The following is a 20,578-nucleotide window of genomic DNA, read 5'->3' on the forward strand; positions in this document are numbered from 1 at the left end:
GGGCGTCGGTCCGCCGCAGAGGCGGACCGGCGCCTCCGCGTTTTCGCTGCCGGTGTCCGACATCCAGATGAATCCATGGGAACCGGAAGGCGAAGCCTGTTTCCGTCGAACGTTTTAGCGTCAATTTCCGTCCTAGGGTGACAGGCGGCGCCCTGCCCGCCCACAGGCGGCTCAGGTGAAGGACATACGAGCTACAGAGGTTCCAGCGTGACCGAGACGGTCGTCAGCACCCGTAAGCCGCAGCCCGAGGTCACCGTGCTGGTCGAACCATCGGGAGCCACGACCGCCCCGCGGCGCAAGAGGGGCTCCGGCGGCCGGCTGCGCGCCCTGGACGGCCTGCGGCTGGTGGCCGCGCTGATGGTGGCGGCGTACCACTACGGCGGTCGCGACGGTGAGGTCGGCGAGGCCTGGGGCAGCTCGCCCAAGGTCCAGTTCCCCACCCTGCACGAGTTCTTCGCCTACGGCTGCCTCGGCGTCCAGGTCTTCTTCGTGATCAGCGGATTCGTGATCTGCATGAGCGGCTGGGGCCGCCCCCTGAAGTCGTTCTTCGCCTCCCGCGCCTCCCGGCTGCTGCCCGCCTACTGGGTGGCGGTCGCGATCGTGACGGCGGTGTTCGCGCTGCCGGTGGTGGCCTACCAGGCCGTGTCACCGAGCGACGCCCTCGTCAACCTGACCATGCTTCAGATGCCGCTCGGCGTGGACCGGGTGCTCGGGGTGTGCTGGACGCTGTGGGCGGAGGTCCGTTTCTACGCGCTGTTCGCGCTGTGCGTGGTGCTCCCGGGGGCCAGCCGCCGCCGGGTGATCATGTTCTGCGCGGGCTGGATGCTGGCGGCGGTGATCGCGGACAACACGAACATGCCGCTGCTCGACATCGTCCTGATGCCCGAGTACGCCCCGTACTTCATCGGCGGTGTCGGCCTCTACCTCGTCCACCTCGACCGGCGGGACGCCTACGCCTGGGGCATCGTCGCCGTGAGCTGGCTGATCGGGCAGCACTACGCGGTGCAGAGCCTGTGGCACGCCGCCAACGCGGACGGCTTCTCCTACCGCTCCTCGACCGGCATCGTCCTCGTCGTGACCTTCGGCTTCCTGGCGGTCGCGGCGATAGCCCTGGGCTGGCTGCGCTGGGCCAACTGGGGCTGGCTGACGGTGGCGGGGGCGCTGACGTATCCGTTCTATCTCGTCCACGAACACCTCGGCTGGGTGGTGATCCACGCCCTGCACCGCGGCCTGGGCCTGCCCTCCGGGGCGACATTCGCCCTGACCGCGGCCTCAATGCTGCTGCTGGCGTGGTTCCTGAACCAGTATGTGGAGAAGCCCCTGACGCCACGGCTGCGGGCAGTACTGGCGAAGAACCACTGAGCTGTTCACGGGACGTTCAACCGACCGTCGGTTTGGGCAACGCTCAGAGAGAAGGCTCGTCTCATGACCAACGCACAAGCGACCGACAAGCACCCCGGCGAACTCACCGACGTACCGGGCTGGTTCCCACCGCTGGACCAGATGCTGTTCACCTGGTTCCTGGAGCGGCAGCAGAAGCAGGGCATAAAGGGTGACCTGCTGGAACTCGGCGTCTACATGGGCAAGAGCGCGATCCTGCTCGGCCATCACCTCCAGGACGGCGAGAAGTTCACGGTCTGCGACCTGTTCGAGGGCGACGCCCCGGACGGGGCCAACCAGGCGGAGTCGGCGAAGTCGTACGCCTCGCTGACCCAGCAGATCTTCGAGCGGAACTACCTCTCCTTCCACGACGACCTGCCGACGGTGATCGCGGCCCCCAGCTCCGTGGTGTCCGAGAAGGTGGCCCCGGCCAGCTGCCGCTTCGTCCACGTCGACGCCTCGCACCTGTACGAGCACGTGCACGGCGACATCGGCGCGGCCCACGACATCCTGGTGCCCGAGGGCATCGTGGTCCTCGACGACTTCCGCTCCGAGCACACCCCGGGTGTCTCGGTCGCCGCCTGGGAGGCCGTCCTCAACCGCGGTCTGCGCCCGATCTGCCTCAGCACGCAGAAGCTGTACGGCACCTGGGGCGATCCCGAGCCGCTCCAGGAGGAACTGCTCGAGATGCTCCGGCAGCACTCGGACGTCGGGCTGAGCGTGCAGTCGGCGGCCGGGCACCGGCTGGTCCGCGCCCGGTCCAGGGGCATGAAGCCGCCGCCGTTCCCGGCCTCCCGGCACTATGTGGCGCCCGCTCCGGCGCAGGCCCCGGCCGCCACCGAGTCCCGCGCGGCGCGCCCGGCCCGTCCCGCCCCCTCCCGCGCGCGCAGGCTCGCCAAGGACCTGCTGCCGCCCCTGGTCACCCGGGCCGTACGGCGGGCACGCGCGAAGCGCTCCTGATGCCGGGGTGTCATGAGACCCCGTAGCGCGCCCCGATCCCCTCGATCACGAGGGCGAGTCCCTCCTCGAAGTGCTGTTCGTAGTCCTCGAAGATCTCCGCGCCCGCCTGGGCCGACAAGGGAAAGTCGGCCATCAGGCGGGCGCGTTCGTTCATGTCGGGAAACTGGGCGCGGTACTGCGCGACGGCACGGAGGCGGCCCTGCTCGACTCCTACGAGGAGGAGCGGCGTCCCGTCGACGCCGGCATGCTCGGGCTGTCCACCAGCGTCCACCGCGGCGAGACCCGGCGGGGCGAGGCCACCCGTCAGCTGGGCCTCGGCTACCGCGCGTCGTCACTCACGCGGGAGACACGCACCGGCCCCGGACCGGTACGGGCCGGCGACCGCGCACCCGACGGGACGGTGGACGGGACCCGCCTCTTCGACGCGTTCCGCGGACCGCACTGGACGCTGCTGGCACTGGGCGGGGCGCGGCCTCCCGCCCTCGGCGAGCGGGTGCGGGCCGTCCACGGCCCGGCGCACGGGGCCTACGGGGCCGGGCTGTTCCTCGTACGGCCCGACGGATACGTCGGCTGGGCGGGAGACTCGCCGACCGGACTCGCGGAGTATCTCGCCCGGTTCGGCCGTGCCTGAGCCGCTACGCGCTCGACGCCAGGGACAGCTTCACCGCGAAGCCCAGGAACAGGGCTCCCGCCGCCGACGTGGCACCCGCGGCGAGACGCTTGCGGCGGCGGAAGGCGGCGGCCAGCCGGGTGCCGCCGAATATCAGCGCGCTGAGGTAGAGGACGCTGGCCAGCGTGGCGAAGGCGCCGAGGACGACGAAGGAGACGGCCGGGTAGGCGTATCCCGGGTCGACGAACTGCACGAAGAAGGCGACGAAGAACAGGATCGCCTTGGGGTTGAGGAGGCTGATGACCAGCGCCCTGCGGAAGGGCCGCTCATCGGGCGAGGCCCCGGACGCACCTCCGTCCGCAACCCGTTCACGGCGGGTCCGCCACAGCCCCCAGGCGGCGCGCAGCATCCCGACCGCCAGCCAGGCCAGATACCCGGCGCCAGCGTACTTCACGATCCCGAACAGCACGGCGTTCGCCTGGAGCAGCGAGGCGACCCCGGCCGCCGACAGCGTCATCAGCACCGCGTCCCCGCACCACACCCCGGCCGCGGCCCGATACGCGGTGCGCGCACCGCGTCGCGCGGCGACGGAGATCACGTACAGCGAGTTGGGACCGGGCAGCAGGACGATCAGGACGAGGCCCACAAGGTAGGTGGGCAGATCGATGACACCGAGCATGCAAAGGAGTGTCGCACGCGGGTCCGACACTCGACCTGCCGCCGGTCAGAAGGCGTCCGAGGGGACATACGCGCCCCAGATCTCCCGCAGCGCGTCGCAGACCTCGCCCACGGTCGCCCGTGCCTTCAGTGCCTCCTTCATCGGGTACAGGACGTTGTCCGAACCCTCCGCGGCCTTCTTCAGGGCCGCCAGAGCGGAGTCCACCGCCTGCTGGTCGCGCTCCGCGCGCAGCGCGGCCAGGCGTTCGGCCTGCCGGGCCTCGATGGGGGGGTCGACGCGCAGGGGCTCGTACGGCTCCTCCTCGTCGATCCGGAAGCGGTTGACGCCTACGACGACCCGCTCGCCGGAGTCGGTCTCCCGGGCGATCCGGTAGGCACTGCGCTCGATCTCGTTCTTCTGGAAGCCGTGCTCGATGGCGCCGACCGCGCCGCCCAGCTCCTCGACCTTGGCCATCAGCTCGACGGCCGCGGCCTCCACGTCGTCCGTCATCCTCTCGATGACGTAGGAGCCCGCGAAGGGGTCGACGGTCGCCGTCATGTCCGTCTCGTAGGCGAGGACCTGCTGGGTGCGCAGCGCCAGCCGCGCGCTCTTGTCGGTCGGGAGGGCGATGGCCTCGTCGAAGGAGTTGGTGTGGAGGGACTGGGTGCCGCCGAGGACCGCTCCCAGGCCCTGCACGGCGACCCGGACCAGGTTCACCTCGGGCTGCTGGGCGGTCAGCTGCACCCCGGCCGTCTGCGTGTGGAAGCGCAGCATCAGCGACTTGGGGTTCCTGGCGCCGAACTCCTCCTTCATCACCCGCGCCCAGATCCGGCGCGCGGCACGGAACTTGGCGACCTCCTCCAGGAACGTCGTACGGGCGACGAAGAAGAACGACAGGCGGGGCGCGAAGTCGTCGACGTCCATGCCGGCCGCGACCGCCGTACGGACGTACTCGACGCCGTCGGCCAGGGTGAACGCGATCTCCTGCGCGGGCGAGGCGCCCGCCTCGGCCATGTGGTAGCCGGAGATGGAGATCGTGTTCCACCTCGGGATCTCGGCCCGGCAGTACTTGAAGATGTCGGCGGTCAGGCGCAGCGACGGCTTCGGCGGGAAGATGTACGTCCCGCGGGCGATGTACTCCTTCAGCACATCGTTCTGGATCGTGCCGGTCAGCTGGTCCGCGCTGACGCCCTGCTCCTCGGCGACCAGCTGGTAGAGCAGGAGCAGCAGGGCCGCGGGGGCGTTGATCGTCATCGACGTCGAGACCTGGTCCAGCGGGATGCCGCCGAACAGCACCCGCATGTCGTCGATGGAGTCGATGGCGACGCCGACCTTGCCGACCTCGCCGTGCGCGATCGGGGCGTCGGAGTCGTGGCCCATCTGGGTGGGCAGGTCGAAGGCGACCGACAGGCCCGTCGTGCCGTGGGCGATCAGCTGCCGGTAGCGGGCGTTGGACTCCGTCGCCGTGCCGAAGCCCGCGTACTGGCGCATCGTCCAGGGACGGCCCGTGTACATCGACGGGTACACGCCCCGCGTGAAGGGATACGCCCCCGGGTCCCCCAGCTTCTCCGCCGGATCCCAGCCCTGGAGAGTCTCCGGTCCGTAGACCGGCTCGATGGGCAGCCCGGATTCCGACTCACGCGCCATGGTGTGATGCCTCCCGCCGAGCAGTGGGTGGTCGGGACCTCGCTCCCCACCATGCCCCCTGGTTCGCGACGGGTCACGCCGGGGGAACATCTCAGGTGACATCCGGGCACACCGGTGAGACAACGGGGGGCCGCGTGCGTACCAGGGGCATGGGGAGAGCGATCGCGGCGGCACTCGTCGCGCTGGCCGCGGTGACCGGCTGCACGGTGCAGCCCTCCGACGGCGACGGAAAGCGCCGCTCGCCGGTGCACATCGAATTACCCGGCGGCACCCCGTCCCCGGCGCGCACCCAGACCGGCGGCAGCCCGAGCGCCGCCCCCGCCCCGCCCGACGACGGCAAGCCCAGCGCGGCACCACCAGCCCCGGCCCGCGTGCTGTGGTCCCGCGGTGCCACCGGCCGGGACGTCCGCGAGCTCCAGGCCCGGCTGCGGCAGGTCGCCTGGCTCTTCGAGGGACCGACCGGGACGTACGGCGAGCAGACGGAGCGGGCGGTCAGCGGCTTCCAGGGCAAGCGCGGACTGCCGCGCACCGGGCGGACCGACACCGTCACCTGGCAGCGGCTGCTCGGAATGACCCGCGAGCCGGGCCGATGGGACCTGTACCTGATGGGCGGCCAGCCGGCCGACCCGCCGGACCCGCGCTGCACGACGGGCCGGGTGCTGTGCATCGACAAGACCAGCAGGACACTGCGCTGGATGATCGACGGGCGGACCGTGTCGACGATGGCCGTCCGCTTCGGCTCGCAGGGCACTCCGACCCGGGAGGGTGTCTTCTCCATCTACTGGAAGTCCCGCGACCATGTGTCGACGCTCTACGACTCACCCATGCCCTACGCCATGTTCTTCAGCGGCGGCCAGGCGGTGCACTACTCGGCGGACTTCGCCGCCCGGGGCTACGCGGGGGCCTCGCACGGCTGCGTCAACGTACGGGACGAGGCGGCGATCGCGGAGCTGTACGCGCAGGTCCGCAACGGCGACAAGGTCGTCGTGTCCTGGTGAGGACGCGGGAGGGAAGTTGGGGCGCGGGCGGGACCGGGGGAACGTGTCCCGCCCGCGCTCAGGTGCACGAGCCGTAGGTACGGGGGGAACCCCGGCTCTGTGCGACGGCCGATGACCAGTCGGCTCACTCATTACTGCGCCCGGGCGGCCGAAAACGTCACACCCTCGGCCAGGAGATTTTCACGGAGTACGAAACCGCAGGTCGCAGAGGTGCGAGAGACTGCCGGGCGCGGCCGCGGTCCGCGTCGTCATCGTCGGCGTTCCGCTTCCCGGAACGCAGCTCGGCCTGCTCCCCGGCGCGCTTCTCGGCCTGGCGGTCGGCCTTCCGCTCGGCCTTGTCCCGCTTGCGGTCCCCGTCCCGGTCCTTGTCCCGGTCCCCGTCCCTCTCCTTGTCCCGGTTTCCGTCCCGGTCGTTGTCCTTGTGCCTGCCCTTGCCGCTGTCCTCGTCGTCGCGGTCCGTGGAGCGGGAGCCGGTCGTGGACAGGACGCCCTTGCAGTACTTCCACACCCGGGTGCCGCCCGCCGCGTCCCGCAGGGCGCGCCTGCGGTCGGCGTTCAGCCGCTTGCCGTCGCGGAGGTCGCGGCAGGCGGAGGTGATCTTCCTGCGGCTGTCACCCGGGCGGTCACCCCGCTCGCCGGAGCCGGGCTTCGGGGCCGCGTCGTCGCGTGCCTCACCCCGTCCGGAGCCACCGGAACCGCCCGCCGCGGGGCCGCTCGGGGCGTCGTCCGGGATGGACCCGCCCTGCACGGGATCGCTCGGTGAGGGCGACTCCAGCGGGCGTCCGGGAGGAGAGACGGCGGCGGACACCGAGGAGCCGGGGTCGGGCTCGTCGCCACCGAACGGTGTCAGGACTCCGGTTCCGGCCGCGACCGCGATCCCGCCGACCATGCCGACGGCCAGCACGGCGGCCAGGGCGAGACGTGCGGGACGGGCCCAGCGAGGCCGCCGGACAGTGCCGGAGCCGCTGCCGCGCGAGGTTCCGATCCGGACCAGTCCGGCGTCCACGACCTCGGCAGCGGCCTTTCCGCCCGTGGTCTGCGGGGCCGGGAGGGACGCGGCGGCATCGGCGCGTTCCGCGCGCGCCTTGCGGAAGGCGGCCATCGCCGCGGCCTCACCGGGGAGTTCCTCGCTGGTCAGCGGGGGTGACGCGGACAGCGCCCCGAGCGTCCTGGCGAGTCGTTCGGCCTGGCCGGCGTCGGCGCCGTCGACAGCTTCGAGTGGCTCTCCGCTCAGCAAACGTTCCGCCGTTTCGCGGTCCAGCCACCTGTACTGCTCGTCGGCCATCACACATCCTTCTGCGTCCGCGGGACGCTTCGCGTCACACCGGCGGACGTCACCGCACCGCCTCGCGGTTCTCGCTGGGGCGGCAGAGCGTCGAGCACCCCGGCCGATTCCGGATCGGCCTCCGGGTCCTCGCCGAGCAGCTCGGCGAGCCGCTTCAGACCCCGGTGCGCCGCCGTCCGGACGGCGCCCGGGCGCTTGCCGAGCGTCTGCGCGGCGGACTTCGCGTCGAGCCCCACGACCACCCGCAGCACGACCGCCTCGGCCTGGTCCTGCGGCAGCCGGGAGATCAGGGAGAACGTGCCGTCGGTGGCGAGCGCCTCCATGGCCTCACCGGCGGTGTCGGACTCGGCGGCCCGGCCCGTCAGTTCGGTCTCGTCACCGCCGATCGCGGGCCGGCGCCCGCGCATGCGTATGTGGTCCAGCGCGCGATTGCGGGCGATACGGGCGGCCCAGCCGCGGAAACGGTCCGCGTCGCCGGTGAACCGCTCCAGGTCACGGGCTATCTGCAACCAGGCCTCGGACGTCACGTCCTCGGCGTCGGGGTCGCCGACCAGCGTCCGTACGTACCCGAGCAGCCGCGGGTGCACGGCGCGGTACACAGTCCGGAACGCGTTCTCGTCTCCGTCCTGTGCCGCACACACCGCGGCGGTCAGCTCCGCGTCGTCCCCCAGCACCGCACCCCTTATGCGCCCGAACCGGCGCCGCTTTCGCGGACCGGGTTCTCGCCGTCGTGGTTCCTCGATTGATGGTTGCGGTGCCAAGACCGCAGGTGGTTGCGGTGGTCTTGCCGCCTCCGCGTTGGCGCGAAAGGCACGTTACGACCTGAAACCACTCCCCGTCCATGTCCGCCCAGGATGCAACTAAGCCGTGACACGCCGGGGTGTGACAGAAAACGCAGACATGGCGCTGTAGGAAGTACGGGCCGCCGCGCGGCCCGTGCCGCGCGACGGCCGGGGCCTCTCCTGTGGGGGGTGGCGGCCTCGGCCGTTGCCATGGCGGGCCGCCGAGTCCGCTCCATCCCTTACCTGTGACGGCTGTTGGGCTGGGCGGGCTTGCCGTCGCTCCGGCCCATGTCCGCGCCGTTGTTCCCGGCGGGAGGGGCGTTGTTGTTCCCGGCGGGAGGGGCGTTGTTCTCGGCGGGACCCTTGTTCGCGGAGCCTCCGTTGCCGCCCGGCTTCGCCTCGGACAGTTTTCCGGCACAGTACGCCGTGACGTTCCTCTCACCGCCCGCGGCCTCCACGAGACGCTGCCAGGCCGTCGCGTCCAAGGCCCTGCCCCGCCCCTCCACCTGCTGGTAGGCACGGCAGCGTGCCTCGGTGTCCTGGGCGGGGGCCGGGCGGTCCGGATGAGCAGGGGCTGAGCCGGTGCCGGGCCTGTCGCCGGAGGGGGTTCCCGCCGGATCGCGCGGGGCGCTGCTCGAGGCGGGCGGGCGGTCACGGCCGTCGCGGGCGCCGTCCGCCGCTGACCCCGCCGCGCCGATCGCCGCCACGGCGACACCGCCCAGCGTGAGAGAGGCGAGGAGCACGGAGAGCGTCGTCCTCAGGGGCCGCCCCAGGTACCGCCGCTCCTGGGACCGCCAGTCGTCCCGGCGGCGGGTGCGCGTCCGGTGGGCCCCGGCGTCCCGGGCGTCCCGGAACGCGGCCACGGCCCGCTGCTCGGCCTCGGCGTCGACACCGTCCCGGACGAGGGAGGCGACGATCAGCGCCTCTACTTCGGCGTCGAGGAGGGCATGACGGGAAGCCCGGCCGGGAAGCCCGCCGTCGCTCTGCCGTTCACCCATGTCCGTTTCCGTCCCTGCTCGATCCACTCGCACACTCGCCCACACGGCCCCTCGGGCCTCACCAGTACGTCCCGCTCGGCCGGCCTGTTCAGGACGTCGCGTCCGCGCGGTCCCGTCGGCCCTGCCGACGAAGCTGAACTTCGTTCACGTCTACTCCCCCAGCGTCCGGGGAGCCTCATCCGTCACACTCTCCCCGCCCAGCTGCCGGGCGAGGCGCTTCAGCCCCCGGTACGCGGCCGTGCGCACCGCACCCGGCCGCTTGCCCAGGACGCGCGCGGCGGCCGGGCCGTCGAGGCCGACCACGACGCGCAGCAGCACGGCCTCGGCCTGGTCGCGGGGCAGCCCGCGGACCAGCTCCAGGGCGTGCTCGGTGGACAGGGCCTCCAGCGCCTGGTCGTACGTGCTGTGCGGCCCGGGCAGGTCCAGGACGTCCTGTTCCAGCACGGCCGGCCGGGGCCGTGCCCGCTGCCGGCGCAGGTGGTCCAGCGCCCGGTGGCGGGCGATGGTCGCCGTCCAGCCGCGGAAACCGGCCCCGTCGCCCTGGAACCGCCCCAGGTCTCGGGCGATCTCCAGCCAGGCGTCGGACGCCACGTCCTCCGCGTCCTCCCCGACCAGGCCGCGCAGATAGCCGAGCAGACCGGGCTGCACGAGCCGGTAGGCGACCGCGAAGGCCGCCTCGTCTCCCTGCTGGGCCCGCCCGACGGCCGCGCCCAGTTCCCCGTCGTACGCCCGTATGCGCCGGGGTGCCGCTCCCTGACCCACGTACCGTCCCCGTCCGTACCCAGTGCGCGCCCTCCCGTACCACGCCCCCACGGTGATCAGCGCCGCTGCGGACGGAAGTGTCACAGCGCGTCAGGCTCCCGGAGGCCGACGACCGTTCGGGTCAACCCGACCCGCCGTCCTCGGGAGCGCCGGCCTGCGGAGGTTTGGGCCAAGTGACGTACCGGGGAGCTCTGCACCCGATGCAACCGCCCCACGAAAGGCGAGCGCCGCATGCCGTCCCCCCTCCTGCGCACCGCCGTCGCCACCGCTCTGGCCCTCGGTGCCCTCGGTCTGACCCAGCCCGCCCGGGCCTCGTCCTCGGACGGCGTGTACACCGTCCGGGTGCCGGACGGTGATCCGCACAAGCGGTCCCTCGCCCCGCGCACCACCGAGCCGTTCAGCCTGGTCGGTGTCACCTGGGCGGACCCGGACGCCGCCCTGGACGGCACCGCGTATGTGCGCACCCGCTCCCGCGAGAGCGGCGAGTGGAGCGCGTGGCGGGCGCTGGACACCGATGTGCGCACGCCCGAGAGCGGACCCGACCACGACCACTCCGGGGTGCGCGGCGGCACCCAGCCGCTGTGGACCGGGCCCTCGGACGGCGTCCAGGTGCGCGTCTCGGGCGGGCGGCTGCCCCAGGGGCTGCGCGTCGAACTGGTCGACCCCGACGGCGGGTCGGACGCCGTGCACACCTCGGTCGTCGAACCGGGCGTCCCCGAACCGGGCGGCGCCGTCGAACCGGCCCCCGGAGCGCCCCTGGCCGGCCGCCCCACCGTGACTTCGCGCTCCGCCTGGGGCGCCGACGAGTCCCTGGTGAAGGATCCGCCCACCTACACCACCGGCACCCAGGCGATGTTCGTCCACCACACGGCGGGCACCAACGACTACACCTGCGCCCAGTCGGCGTCGGTCGTGCGCGGTGTGTTCCTCTACCACGTGCAGAGCAACGGCTGGAACGACATCGGCTACCACTTCCTCGTCGACAAGTGCGGGACCGTATTCGAGGGCCGTGCGGGCGGCATCGACAAGCCCGTCCTCGGCGCGCACACCTACGGTTTCAACACCGCCACCAGCAGCGTGTCGGTGCTCGGCGACTACTCCACGGCGACCACCAACGCCGCGGTGCGCGCGTCGGTCGCCAAGGTGGCGGCCTGGAAGCTCGGCCTGTACGGCCTCGACCCGGCCGGGACCGTGGTGCTCACCTCCGGCGCCGACAACGGCAAGTACCAGGCGGGCCAGAAGGTCACGCTCCACCGCATCTCCGGGCACCGCGACGGCTCCCCGACGGAATGCCCCGGACAGAACCTCTACGACGACCTGCCCGAGATCCGCTCCCTCGCCGCGCAGGCCGGCACGCTCGTCGCGCCGCAACCGAAACCGCAACCGGAACCGGGGCAGGGGCAGGGAACGGAACCGGCACCCGAGCCGGCGACGGAGTGGGTACCGGAGTCGGAGCCGGAACTCGCCGAGCTGGGGATCGAGGGCGTGCTCGCCCGCTGACGCTACTGCCGGGGCGCCGTGCCCACCGCGTCCCGGCACAGCAGCCGCAGCGATCCGTGACCGCCGTAGCAGCGGCGGGCCTCGTCGATCGGGTCCCAGAGGCGCCCGTCGGGGGTGCGGATCCAGTGGTCGCCGCCGGTGGCCCACCATTCGGCCCCGGTCTGACGTGCCATCACCTCACCGGCATAGGCCCCGAACCCGCGCAGCACCTCCTCCACGGCTGCGTACGGCGCGCCTTCCCGCCGTATCCCCTCGATCATGCGGTCGATGCTCCACAGACTCTGTGCCGAGTAGTCGAGGCGCAGTCGTGCTCCCTCGCGCATGGTCGCCACTGTGTCCGCCGCCCACCGCAGCGGCTTGGCAGCCGCCGATGGCCTGGTCTCCTGCTGAGTCGTCACACCCCTTCAAAGCGCTGCGGCGCCGCGTTTCGTCACGCGAAATCGGCCACTTCCCGGAAGTGGTGCAGGACCGCCCCACCTCGGCCTTACGACAGTCACAGGACTCTTTCAGGAACGGGGTTTAGGGGGCTTCTGAGGGATCTCCGTGGAAGAAGGAGCGGCGTTCGGTGCGTGCTCTCGGCGTGCCGGGCGGAAGGCCTCGTAGCGGAGCTACTAGGCCTTTTGTCCGGTGCAGCGAGAGTGCGTGCCGGGCGTCGCGACGCCGCGGAGATCCCTCAGAAGCCCCCTAGGCCGGTCGGGGTGCCCCCGCGGCCCTCAGCTCCGTTGCCGGGTCCGGCGGGAGACCACCGCGCGCAGCACCCGCCGTCCCTCGATGGACACCTCCAGCGCCCGCCGCAGTCCCGCCGCCCCGTGTCCGGACAGGACCTCCAGGACGGTGACCTGACGGCGCAGTTCGGCGGCGACGAGCGGCGACATGCCCTCCGTGCGGCCCTGGCGACGGGTGTCGACCGAGGAGGCGTCGTCCGGGGCGGTGTCGAGGAGGCGGTGGATCTGGAGGGATGCGACGGAGCAGGCGTCGGCCCACACCCGCACCTCGGCGGCGGACCGCTCCGCGGGAGCGGCCTCGAGCATCCGGTGGGCGAGCGCGACCGCCTCGTCCCCGTCGCCCGCGGCGTCCAGCTTCCCGCGCGCCTGCTCCAGCCCGTCACCCCAGTCGCCGGCACCGGCGTCGTCGGTGAGGCTCGCCCACAGCGGCCGCAGGATCTCGTCGTCGCCGCCCAGCAGGGGCACGCACCGATCCAAACAAGCCAGCCCGCTCGCGGCCAGCCCGCGTTCGTCGGCCTGTGCGATCAACTCCACCAGGCTCATCCACGCCTCCCTCCGCGGGCCTTCTCCGGGGCCCTACCAGGCCACTACCAGCCCTCACCCCTCACGGAACCCGCACTTCCCCTTACTGCGTGCGACGGCCCCGGAGTGTCACAGGGGCACCACGCCCAGTCGGTCGAGAAAGCGGAAGAAGAGGTTTTCGGCCAGAGGATCGGGGTCTGCAGTCAGTACGTCCACCAGCGCGTCGGCGTTCACTTCGTGTCCGGCCTCGGCGGCCCAGCGCACCGCGCGCTCGGCGGCGTCGGGGGGTTCGAGGAAGTAGTCCTCCAGTGTGAGGCCCTCCCGGTCCGCGCCTAAGTAGCCGGCCATCGCGGTCCGCGCGAGGCAGGTCGTCCACGCCCCGCTCTCCGGCGCCGCGGCCTCCAGCACTACGCACTCGCTGTTCATGACGTACCCGAACAGCGAAGGTGCCCCGGTCTCCCGGGCGAGGTCGTTCATGTTCCCGATGTCGCCCTCGCCGCTCGGGTACTCCCACAGCTGCCATCCGCCCGGTGCCGAGGTGTGCGGCGTCATACCGCCCTCGGCCCCCGGCAGCGCGGCCAGCTCCGCAAGCGGCTGCTCCGCTCTGCCCACGACGAAGTACCCCCAGTAACCCATGCTCCGGTTCCCCCCGGCATATTCGATCCGACTCGCGTCAGAAGACCACCACAGTCGTACGGGAGTTCGCAGCCGTATGGGCCAATTCGTGCGGGGTCAGCCGAGCCTGTCCGCCAGCGCCCGGAACTCCGCCCAGGACAGCTCTGGCCTGTCCGGGTCCCACAGCTTCTGGACGGTCGCCCGCAGCGGCATCCGGATCCCGGCCGCCACCTGGTCCTGCGTCTGCGAGTCGGCCAGGTCGCACCAGACGGCGAAGGACCCGCCGAGGATCTGCCCGTTGTAGCGCTCCGGCACGGCCGTGGTGCCGCGCAGCACCCGCGGTGTCCACTGCTCGTAGATCCGCTGCCCCGTCGGATAGACGAAGGTCTGCGGCTCGCCGAGCACGTAGTACAGGAACTCGTCGTTGTAGTTGATCACCTTCCGGCCCGCCTCCAGGTACTCCAGGGGCTCCCGGGCGCCGATCTCCTTGCCGGTCCAGTAGGCGACCTGGATGTCCTTGTCCGCCTGGACGGACCCGCCGCGGAAGAAGCCGTCGTTCCACGCGCGCGGGGTGCGCTCGTGCTCGCGGACGGTGGCGGCGCGGTCGTTGAGCCAGCCGGTGGTGAGGTCGGCGACCGTGGCACCGGAGCCGTACTTCTCCCGAGCGGCGGCGGCCAGCTGCGGGAACGACGCCTCCGGGTCGGAGCGGACCAGCGCCTGGTACTCGTCGGCCCCGAGGTGCCAGGGCCGGCCGGGGAAGAGGTCCGCGTACTCGTTCAGCAGATCGTCGACGATCTCGGCGCTCTCGGCCTTGGAGATGTCGATGGCCCCCTGCACCGGCGACCCCTGCCCGGTGCGCAGCTGCAGGTCGGGGTGGGCGTCGAGGACCGCGCCCAGGTGCCCCGGCGAGTCGATCTCGGGCACGACGGTGATGTGGCGGCTCTCCGCGAGGTCGATGATCTTCCGCACCTGCGCCTTGGTCAGATGCTGCTGGGACACGATCTCCGGATGCGAGGCGGACTCGATCCGGAACCCCTGGTCGTCGGAGAAGTGCAGGCCGAGCTGGTTGAACTTCAGATCGCCCAGCTCCCGGATCCGGTCCTCGATCCAGCCGGCCGTGAAGTTCTTGCGCGCGATGTCCAGCATGAACCCGCGCTGCGGCTTGGCCGGCTCGTCCCGCACCACGCCCTCGGGCGCCGTCCCGCCGTCGTGCGTCTCCTGCTTGAGCGTGCGGGTGCCGTAGAAGACGCCCGCGTCGGCGGGCCCGGTGATCTCCGCGCGCCCGTCGCGCACGGTCATGACGTACGACTCAGGGTTCGCCTTCTTGTCGCCGCCGAGCGCCAGCCGCAGGTCCCCGGCGCGCCGGTCGTCCTTCTGGCCCGCGTACGTCAGCCCCAGCTCGCCGGCGACCAGCCGCCCCTCGTCGGCCAGCGCCGCGTCGTCCACGACCACGCGGTTGCCGCTCTCGGGCTGCCAACCCGGGCCGCGCGCCGGCTCGTGGTCGCGCACGGCGGGAATCGTCTGCGGGGCCTTGGACAGGGCGTACGAGCGGCTCGGACTCGGGCTGCTCTCCGGCGAGGTGCCCCGCGGGGCGGCCGCGGAGGGTCTGGCCTCCGTCCCCGTGGACCCTCCGTCGCCGTCCGAGGCCGCCCAGAGCCCCAGACTCACCCCGGCCACGACCATGACCAGTGCGACGGCCATGGCCACGACCAGCACTGGCCGCTGTTTCACCTGCTTCGCCGTATCCCGGCGCCTGTGCTGACTCACACGGCCAACCTAAAACCCATCGGCTCGCGGCGCGCGTCCACCACCCGTTCCGAAACTCTCTCCCCCGGGTGAAATTCGGGCATCCGTCGGACACGTCTCGGTCGCACTCGATAGCGTGACGTCACATCTCTCACACCTTGCCCTGCCGACACACGTGACGCCCACGAGGACCCACGCTGCCTGCGCACCGTCTCCCAGACCTCCCCGGCCGAGCCGCCATACCGGTGGAGCATGTCAACGCAGCCTCCGCGCGGGAGCTGGAGCAGACCCTCCTCACGTGCTTGCGCAGCCACCGCTGGTCCGGGCGTGTCGCGGAACACCGCCCCTATCCGGACCTGGCCTCCCTGCTCGCCGCCGCCGACGAGGCGGCGTACGACCTGGCGTGGGGCGACCTCACGGAAGCCCTGGCGGCCGAGCCCCTGCCCGCGCTCCCGCCGGACACCTACGCCGCGGCCCACACGGCCCTCAGCGCGGCCCACGCCGCCTACGAGGCCCGATTCGGCCATGTGTTCGTCATCTGCCTGGACGGCCTGACGCCGGACGAGGCCCTCGACCGCATCCTGGAGGCCATCCGGTCACGGTTGACCAACGATCCGGAGGAAGAGCGCACGGTGGTGGCCGAAGAGCTACGGCGCCTTGCGAGGGAGCGCTTGGTCGACGTCGTCCTCAGGGGCGCAGGGAACCGCGCGACAAACCACAACGTCGCCGCACCCGGCACATAACGCAAAAACCCACCCCAGAAGCCACAGAGGCTAGCCCGTACGCATGCCAGTTTGATCACACAGCCGGACCCCGGCTCAGCCCAGCGGCAGCACATCGCTACGATGCTGGGGGCCGGTGGACCGTACCCGGCCGGGCCCGACCGACACACCAAGCCGGCGCGGCCCCAATCCCCGCTCCCGGAGGAAACTTCCGTGCCGGCTGGAACGCTGTACCGCGGCCGGGAAGGAATGTGGTCCTGGGTGGCTCATCGAGTCACCGGCGTCCTCATCTTCTTCTTCCTGTTCGTTCACGTGCTGGACACCGCACTCGTCCGTGTGTCGCCCGAGGCCTACGACACCGTCGTGGCCACGTACAAGACGCCGATCGTCGCGCTGCTGGAGTACGGCCTCGTCGCCGCCATCCTCTTCCACGCGCTCAACGGTCTGCGCGTCATCGCCGTCGACTTCTGGACCAAGGGCGCCCGCTACCAGAAGCAGATGCTCTGGACCGTCGTCGCCCTGTGGGCCGTGCTGATGCTCGGGGCGATCTACCCCGTCCTCGGCCACGCCGCTCGTGAACTCTTCGGGAGCTGACGCCAATGTCCACGACTGACAAGACCGCCGGCGTCGGCCCCGTCGAGGGCGGCGCCGTCTACACCGTCGACAACCCGGCCCCCTTCATCGAGGCCCCGCGCAAGCGCACCAAGAAGACCCCGAAGACCACCCGGGGCAACTTCGAGATGGCCGCCTGGCTTTTCATGCGCCTGTCCGGCGTGGTGCTGGTCGTGCTGGTCCTCGGCCACCTGCTGATCCAGCTCGTGCTGGACGGCGGTGTGTCGAAGATCGGCTTCGCCTTCGTGGCGGGCCGCTGGGCGAGCCCCTTCTGGCAGGTCTGGGACCTGCTGATGCTGTGGCTCGCGATGCTGCACGGTGCCAACGGCCTGCGCACGGTCATCAACGACTACGCGGAGCGCGCGAACACCCGGCTGTGGCTCAAGGGCCTGCTCTACACCGCCACGGTGTTCACCATCCTGCTGGGCACGCTGGTGATCTTCACCTTCGACCCGAACATCCGCTAGGCACGGGGCTGCGAGAATCATGAAGATCCACAAGTACGACACCGTCATCGTCGGCGCCGGTGGCGCGGGCATGCGCGCCGCCATCGAGTCGACGAAGCGCAGCCGCACCGCGGTCCTGACCAAGCTGTACCCCACCCGCTCCCACACGGGCGCCGCGCAGGGCGGCATGGCCGCCGCGCTGGCCAACGTGGAGGAGGACAACTGGGAGTGGCACACCTTCGACACGGTCAAGGGCGGTGACTACCTGGTCGACCAGGACGCCGCCGAGATCCTGGCGAAGGAGGCCATCGACTCCGTCCTCGACCTGGAGAAGATGGGCCTGCCGTTCAACCGCACCCCGAACGGCACCATCGACCAGCGCCGCTTCGGCGGTCACAGCCGTAACCACGGCGAGGCCCCGGTCCGCCGCTCCTGCTACGCGGCCGACCGCACCGGCCACATGATCCTCCAGACGCTGTACCAGAACTGCGTCAAGGAGGGCGTGGAGTTCTACAACGAGTTCTACGTCCTGGACCAGCTGATCACCGAGGTCGACGGCGTCAAGAAGTCGGCCGGTGTGGTGGCGTACGAGCTCGCCACGGGTGAGATCCACGTCTTCCAGGCGAAGTCCGTGGTCTACGCGTCCGGCGGCTGCGGCAAGTTCTTCAAGGTGACGTCCAACGCGCACACGCTGACGGGCGACGGCCAGGCGGCGGTCTACCGCCGCGGTCTGCCGCTGGAGGACATGGAGTTCTTCCAGTTCCACCCGACCGGCATCTGGCGCATGGGCATCCTGCTGACGGAGGGCGCCCGTGGTGAGGGCGGCATCCTCCGCAACAAGGACGGCGAGCGCTTCATGGAGAAGTACGCGCCGGTCATGAAGGACCTCGCGTCCCGTGACGTCGTGTCCCGCTCCATCTACACGGAGATCCGCGAGGGCCGTGGCTGCGGCCCCGAGGGCGACCACGTCTACCTCGACCTCACGCACCTCCCGCCGGAGCAGCTGGACGCCAAGCTCCCGGACATCACGGAGTTCGCGCGCACCTACCTCGGCATCGAGCCCTACACGGACCCGATCCCGATCCAGCCCACGGCCCACTACGTGATGGGCGGCATCCCGACGAACGTCGAGGGTGAGGTCCTGGCGGACAACACCACCGTCGTCCCGGGCCTGTACGCGGCCGGCGAGGTCGCCTGCGTGTCCGTGCACGGCGCGAACCGCCTCGGCACCAACTCCCTGCTGGACATCAACGTGTTCGGCAAGCGCGCGGGCATCGCCGCCGCGGAGTACGCGCAGACGGCGGACTTCGTCGAGCTGCCGGAGAACCCGGCGGAACTCGTGGTCGAGCAGGTGGAGCGACTGCGCGACTCCACCGGCACCGAGCGTGTGACGGCGATCCGTCGCGAACTGCAGGACACCATGGACGCCAACGTCATGGTGTTCCGCACCGAGCAGACGATCAAGACGGCGGTCGAGAAGATCGCGGAGCTGCGCGAGCGGTTCAAGAACGTGTCGATCCAGGACAAGGGCAAGCGGTTCAACACGGACCTGCTGGAGGCCATCGAGCTGGGCAACCTGCTGGACCTCGCCGAGGTCATGGCGGTCTCCGCGCTCGCCCGCAAGGAGTCCCGCGGCGGTCACTACCGCGAGGACTACCCGAACCGCGACGACGTCAACTTCATGCGGCACACCATGGCGTACCGCGAGGTCGGTGACGACGGCTCCGAAACCGTCCGTCTCGACTACAAGCCGGTCGTCCAGACCCGCTACCAGCCGATGGAGCGTAAGTACTGATGGCTACCCCTGTTGTGGACAAGGCGGACGCGGCCGGCCAGCCCGAGCCCGGCTTCGCCGACTCCCCCTACATCACCGTCACCTTCCGGGTCCGCCGCTTCAACCCGGAGGTCTCGGCCGAGGCGACCTGGGAAGACTTCCAGCTGGAGATCGACCCCAAGGAGCGCGTCCTCGACGCCCTCCACAAGATCAAGTGGGACGTCGACGGCACGCTGACGTTCCGCCGCTCCTGCGCGCACGGCATCTGCGGCTCCGACGCCATGCGGATCAACGGCAAGAACCGCCTCGCGTGCAAGACGCTGATCAAGGACATCAACCCCGAGAAGCCGATCACGGTCGAGCCCATAAAGGGCCTGACGGTCCTGAAGGACCTCGTGGTCGACATGGAGCCGTTCTTCCAGGCGTACCGGGACGTCATGCCCTTCCTCATCACGAAGGACACGAACGAGCCGACGCGTGAGCGCCTTCAGTCGGCCGAGGACCGCGAGCGCTTCGACGACACCACGAAGTGCATCCTCTGCGCGGCCTGCACCTCGTCGTGCCCGGTCTTCTGGAACGACGGCCAGTACTTCGGCCCGGCGGCCATCGTCAACGCGCACCGCTTCATCTTCGACTCGCGCGACGAGGCCGGCGAGCAGCGCCTGGAGGTCCTCAACGACCGCGACGGCGTCTGGCGCTGCCGCACGACCTTCAACTGCACGGACGCGTGCCCGCGCGGCATCGAGGTCACGAAGGCGATCGCGGAGGTGAAGCGGGCGCTTATCACGCGCCGCTTCTGAGATCGCGTTCCGCAGTCCTTCGAGGGCCCCGTTTCCGCTGGAAACGGGGCCCTCGGGCATATGACGAGGTCTACGCCTCTGGCCAGTAGGTCGCCCGCACTGGACCCTCGCGGAGGCGTCCGGGGCGGGTTCGCCGACGTTGGTCCGGCCGCTCGGCGGGCAGTACGCGCCCACCGAGAAGGGCAACTTCCACGGCGTCGGCTCCGACCTCGGGCCGACCGGCGACTGGACGTCCTGGAAGACCACGGCCCCGGCGGCAGCCGGCACGTGGCAGTGCGTCGAGTTCCGTCTGGACGCCACCGACAACCGCGTCACGGTGTACTTCGACGGCATGCCCCAGCCCGACCTGACGGTTTCCACGGACCAGCACGGCGGTACGCCGGGCCCGTTCTCTTCCCGGCGTTCGACCGGCTGAGTTGGGGTGGCAGCTCTATCAGGCCGACCCGAGCCCGTCCTCCTACGACGTCCGGCTGTACGACATCGCGCTGAGCACGCGGCGGACGGGCGGCTGCAGGGCCTGACCCGGCCGGCATCCTTTGAGGCGACCGCATGTTGAACACGTTCAAAAAAGGGTCTACAGTCTTCTCGACAGCGTTTTGAACGTGTTCAAGAAGGGTGGGGCAATGGACCGCACGGTCATCGCCTACGTCATCTACCTGCTGGTCAGCGTCGCGTTGACCATCTGGGTGGCCCGCACGCTCAGCCGGAACGGGAAGGTCTTCCTCTCCGATGTGCTGCACGGCAACGAGAAGCTCGCCGACGCCGTCAACCACCTTCTGGTGGTCGGCTTCTACCTCGTCAACCTCGGGTTCGTCGCGCTGTATCTGAGCGGCGACGAGACCATCACCGACACGCGCGGCGTCTTCGAGGCCCTGTCGACCAAGCTCGGCGTGGTGCTGCTGGTGCTCGGCGTGATGCACCTGGCCAACGTCTATGTGCTGAACCGGATCCGGCGGCGGGGTGTGATGGAGCGGGAGCAGGTGCCGCCCGTGCCGCCGCAGGGCTGGGCGGCCCCGTCGGCCCGGGCCTGAGCGGA

Annotated in this window: 20 protein-coding genes and 3 pseudogenes; 12 read left to right on the forward strand and 11 right to left on the reverse strand. The window is 71.0% G+C overall.

Features of this window, described 5'->3' with window-relative positions; genetic code table 11:
* Positions 1-207 precede the first annotated feature (207 nt).
* Complete coding sequence (locus OG542_RS14900) at positions 208-1,362, forward strand: acyltransferase family protein (protein ID WP_408057758.1); 1,155 nt, start codon at positions 208-210, stop codon at positions 1,360-1,362.
* A 63-nt stretch (positions 1,363-1,425) separates the two neighbouring features.
* Entirely contained in the window at positions 1,426-2,340 is a 915-nt protein-coding gene (locus OG542_RS14905) for a class I SAM-dependent methyltransferase (protein WP_328411319.1), read from the forward strand.
* 10 nt (positions 2,341-2,350) lie between these two features.
* Here OG542_RS14905 and OG542_RS14910 read toward each other — a convergent pair.
* Positions 2,351-2,497, reverse strand: a pseudogene (locus OG542_RS14910) (TetR/AcrR family transcriptional regulator C-terminal domain-containing protein); the annotation flags it as partial.
* Between the two features lie 3 nt (positions 2,498-2,500).
* Between OG542_RS14910 and OG542_RS14915 the strand changes: the two are divergent.
* Positions 2,501-2,971, forward strand: a pseudogene (locus tag OG542_RS14915) (aromatic-ring hydroxylase C-terminal domain-containing protein); the annotation flags it as partial.
* A gap of 4 nt (positions 2,972-2,975) precedes the next feature.
* On the opposite strand, the gene leuE reads toward OG542_RS14915, so the two are convergent.
* Both leuE and OG542_RS14925 read right to left on the reverse strand, forming a co-directional pair.
* Entirely contained in the window at positions 2,976-3,629 is a 654-nt protein-coding gene (gene leuE / locus OG542_RS14920; protein ID WP_328411321.1) for a leucine efflux protein LeuE, read from the reverse strand.
* Positions 3,630-3,674: 45 nt separating this feature from the next.
* Complete coding sequence (locus OG542_RS14925; protein WP_328411323.1) at positions 3,675-5,255, reverse strand: acyl-CoA mutase large subunit family protein; 1,581 nt, start codon at positions 5,253-5,255, stop codon at positions 3,675-3,677.
* A gap of 149 nt (positions 5,256-5,404) precedes the next feature.
* On the opposite strand from OG542_RS14925, the gene OG542_RS14930 reads away from it, so the two are divergent.
* Positions 5,405-6,253, forward strand: a complete 849-nt coding sequence (locus OG542_RS14930; RefSeq protein WP_328411325.1) for a L,D-transpeptidase family protein — start codon at positions 5,405-5,407, stop codon at positions 6,251-6,253.
* Between the two features lie 157 nt (positions 6,254-6,410).
* On the opposite strand, the gene OG542_RS14935 is transcribed toward OG542_RS14930, so the two are convergent.
* From OG542_RS14935 to OG542_RS14950, 4 genes are all read right to left on the reverse strand, one after another.
* Positions 6,411-7,538: a hypothetical protein gene (locus OG542_RS14935; protein ID WP_328411327.1), complete on the reverse strand. Its 1,128-nt coding sequence runs from the start codon at positions 7,536-7,538 to the stop codon at positions 6,411-6,413.
* The gene (locus tag OG542_RS14940; RefSeq protein ID WP_261684241.1) at positions 7,538-8,212 is read right to left on the reverse strand and encodes an RNA polymerase sigma factor; all 675 of its coding nucleotides are present in this window, start codon (positions 8,210-8,212) and stop codon (positions 7,538-7,540) included. The genes OG542_RS14935 and OG542_RS14940 overlap by 1 nt, the downstream gene beginning before the upstream one ends.
* 347 nt (positions 8,213-8,559) lie before the next feature.
* A complete protein-coding gene (locus tag OG542_RS14945) occupies positions 8,560-9,318 on the reverse strand; it encodes a hypothetical protein (protein ID WP_328411330.1) in 759 nt (252 codons plus the stop codon).
* 150 nt (positions 9,319-9,468) lie between these two features.
* On the reverse strand, positions 9,469-10,080 hold the full coding sequence (locus tag OG542_RS14950) for an RNA polymerase sigma factor (protein WP_311127414.1): 612 nt from the start codon (positions 10,078-10,080) through the stop codon (positions 9,469-9,471).
* A gap of 231 nt (positions 10,081-10,311) precedes the next feature.
* Between OG542_RS14950 and OG542_RS14955 the strand changes: the two genes are divergently transcribed.
* The gene (locus OG542_RS14955) at positions 10,312-11,580 is read left to right on the forward strand and encodes an N-acetylmuramoyl-L-alanine amidase (protein WP_328411333.1); all 1,269 of its coding nucleotides are present in this window, start codon (positions 10,312-10,314) and stop codon (positions 11,578-11,580) included.
* 2 nt (positions 11,581-11,582) lie between these two features.
* Here OG542_RS14955 and OG542_RS14960 read toward each other — a convergent pair whose 3' ends face one another.
* The 4 genes from OG542_RS14960 to OG542_RS14975 form a co-directional block, all read right to left on the reverse strand.
* Positions 11,583-11,978, reverse strand: a complete 396-nt coding sequence (locus OG542_RS14960) for a hypothetical protein (RefSeq protein ID WP_193481651.1) — start codon at positions 11,976-11,978, stop codon at positions 11,583-11,585.
* A 315-nt stretch (positions 11,979-12,293) separates the two neighbouring features.
* Entirely contained in the window at positions 12,294-12,848 is a 555-nt protein-coding gene (locus OG542_RS14965) for a hypothetical protein (protein WP_193481650.1), read from the reverse strand.
* A gap of 108 nt (positions 12,849-12,956) precedes the next feature.
* A complete protein-coding gene (locus OG542_RS14970; RefSeq protein ID WP_193481649.1) occupies positions 12,957-13,463 on the reverse strand; it encodes a hypothetical protein in 507 nt (168 codons plus the stop codon).
* A 96-nt stretch (positions 13,464-13,559) separates the two neighbouring features.
* The gene (locus OG542_RS14975) at positions 13,560-15,125 is read right to left on the reverse strand and encodes a beta-N-acetylhexosaminidase (RefSeq protein ID WP_408057867.1); all 1,566 of its coding nucleotides are present in this window, start codon (positions 15,123-15,125) and stop codon (positions 13,560-13,562) included.
* Between the two features lie 308 nt (positions 15,126-15,433).
* Here OG542_RS14975 and OG542_RS14980 point away from each other — a divergent pair, with 308 nt between their 5' ends.
* From OG542_RS14980 to OG542_RS15010, 7 genes and pseudogenes are all read left to right on the forward strand, one after another.
* Positions 15,434-15,931 (forward strand): 2-oxo-4-hydroxy-4-carboxy-5-ureidoimidazoline decarboxylase, encoded by a 498-nt coding sequence (locus OG542_RS14980; protein ID WP_328411337.1) that lies wholly within the window; start codon positions 15,434-15,436, stop codon positions 15,929-15,931.
* Between the two features lie 192 nt (positions 15,932-16,123).
* Positions 16,124-16,504 carry a succinate dehydrogenase, cytochrome b556 subunit gene (gene sdhC / locus OG542_RS14985; protein ID WP_184591193.1) on the forward strand — a complete coding sequence of 127 codons (381 nt, stop codon included), beginning with the start codon at positions 16,124-16,126 and terminating at the stop codon, positions 16,502-16,504.
* 5 nt (positions 16,505-16,509) lie between these two features.
* Entirely contained in the window at positions 16,510-16,989 is a 480-nt protein-coding gene (locus OG542_RS14990) for a succinate dehydrogenase hydrophobic membrane anchor subunit (RefSeq protein WP_328411339.1), read from the forward strand.
* 19 nt (positions 16,990-17,008) lie between these two features.
* Positions 17,009-18,763: a succinate dehydrogenase flavoprotein subunit gene (gene sdhA / locus OG542_RS14995; protein WP_193481647.1), complete on the forward strand. Its 1,755-nt coding sequence runs from the start codon at positions 17,009-17,011 to the stop codon at positions 18,761-18,763.
* Positions 18,763-19,542 carry a succinate dehydrogenase iron-sulfur subunit gene (locus tag OG542_RS15000; protein WP_193481646.1) on the forward strand — a complete coding sequence of 260 codons (780 nt, stop codon included), beginning with the start codon at positions 18,763-18,765 and terminating at the stop codon, positions 19,540-19,542. Before sdhA ends, OG542_RS15000 begins: the two co-directional genes overlap by 1 nt.
* 97 nt (positions 19,543-19,639) lie before the next feature.
* Positions 19,640-20,063: pseudogene (locus tag OG542_RS15005) on the forward strand (hypothetical protein); the annotation flags it as partial.
* A gap of 102 nt (positions 20,064-20,165) precedes the next feature.
* Positions 20,166-20,573 carry a hypothetical protein gene (locus tag OG542_RS15010; protein ID WP_328411343.1) on the forward strand — a complete coding sequence of 136 codons (408 nt, stop codon included), beginning with the start codon at positions 20,166-20,168 and terminating at the stop codon, positions 20,571-20,573.
* Positions 20,574-20,578: the final 5 nt, after the last annotated feature.

The sequence above is a fragment of the Streptomyces violaceus genome, assembly GCF_036014075.1.
GTDB classification, from domain to species: Bacteria; Actinomycetota; Actinomycetes; order Streptomycetales; family Streptomycetaceae; genus Streptomyces; species Streptomyces violaceus.